Annotated in this window: 1 protein-coding gene; it reads right to left on the minus strand. The window is 48.2% G+C overall.

Annotated elements, in window-relative coordinates:
* Positions 1 to 119: 119 nt before the first annotated feature.
* Positions 120 to 1,610: an aminotransferase class I/II-fold pyridoxal phosphate-dependent enzyme gene (locus B2899_RS05085; protein ID WP_286884389.1), complete on the minus strand. Its 1,491-nt coding sequence runs from the start codon at positions 1,608 to 1,610 to the stop codon at positions 120 to 122.
* Positions 1,611 to 1,683: the final 73 nt, after the last annotated feature.

Here is a 1,683-nt window from a genome sequence, read left to right on the forward strand (position 1 = left end):
CGTTCACTTCTCTCTTTTCCTTCGTACCTCAAAAGTCAACGCCCTTCCCTCAATTTTCATGTCGGGGTTGCGGCTGAGAAGCCTTGGTGGTTCTATATGATGTTATCATAATCGAAAAACTACGGACTGACCAGTACAAACATTTTATCCATCGTCTCATCGGAAGCGCCTTGAAAGTACCCACCCGCCCTTTGGATGCGTCGTATAGTTTCAATATGCTCATCCGTAATCTCTTCGCCCGGTGTAAGCAGCGGGATGCCGGGCGGATAAGGAATGACCATCTCAGCGCTATACCTGCCGACCGCATCTTTAAGCAGTACCTCCTCTTTGTCCCGATGAAATGCCTCCTGAAGTGGAATCACAGGAATAATAAAAGGAGCCTGTCTGGAAAATAACTCTGTAGATTGGGGACTGTAAGTCCGTGCTTCCCCCGTTCTTTTCTTCAGCTTTTGCATTTTTTCATCTGTTTCCTTAAGTATAGTCGCCACCTTCTTAATATGCGCCTCCTCAGTATTAATGGAAAACGCAAGCACTACGTTTTGCGTATCAGCCATTTCTGCCACACAGCCTTTTTCCTCAAGCCACTCCAATAATTGGTAGCCTGTTACAGAGGTGATTGAAGACGTTAGCACCCATTTTAACGGATCCCGGCTGTAAACCGGGCTGTTCTGAGGCTCGGATTCTTCATCCCATATGGAAAGCAGCTTTAACTCTTTCTTGAGTTTTGTTCTGTATCGCTCCAGACAACGAATCGTCTCATGTAATTGTTCCCGTCCCCGCATAACAAGGTAGCGGCGCGCCACATCGAGGGAAGCCATTAATGGATAAGAAGGGCTGCTTGACTGTACCATGGCAAGCACCCTGGCAAGCTTGTCCCGTGGAATGAGCGGACCCTGTATATGTAGCATAGACGCCATCGTCATAGCGGTCAGCATTTTATGCGTAGATTGTATAACAAGATCCGCACCTGCCTGTAAAGCAGAAGGCGGTACACCGTCTGTCTGGCCAAAATGCGCACCATGTGCTTCATCTACTACAAGCGGAAGGCCTGCCTGGTGACACATCTCAGCCAGCGTCACGACATCCTGCCCCATACCATAATAGTTTGGATTCGTAATCCAGACCGCTTTCGCTTCCGGATGCCGGTCTATAGCTGCCCGCAACCATTCCGGATTTATTCCGGCAGCAACCCGTGTCGCAGGCTCAATTTCGGGCAGTATATACACAGGACATGCTCCAGCCAGAAGCAAGCCGTTAAATATTGATTTATGGGCGTTGCGCTGCACAAGAATGGTATCGCCCGGGCTGCATAATGTAAGCGCAGCAGCGAGATTGCCCGCCGTGGAACCGTTCACTAAAAAAAACGTATGTTCCGCTCCAAATGCATCAGCCGCCAGTGCCTGTGCCCTCGCAATCACACCTGTAGGATGATGCAAATCATCCAATCCGTTTATTTCTGTTGCGTCTATTTTCAACACATTATAAAAGTGTGTACCTGCCTCCGCATCAAACACGCTTCCATCTTTATGTCCTGGTACATGAAGGGATAGCTTGTTATTTTGCTCATAAGTGCAGAGTGCTTCATAAAGCGGTGCTTCTCTATGATTCAATGCAATGTCCCCCTCTGTTATTTCTCCTTCCCAACCATAAAAGAAAGGGGTTGACCCAAACTAACATGGCTTG

Origin of the sequence: Aneurinibacillus sp. UBA3580 (genome assembly GCF_002375825.1) — a bacterium.
GTDB lineage: Bacteria > Bacillota > Bacilli > Aneurinibacillales > Aneurinibacillaceae > Aneurinibacillus > Aneurinibacillus danicus.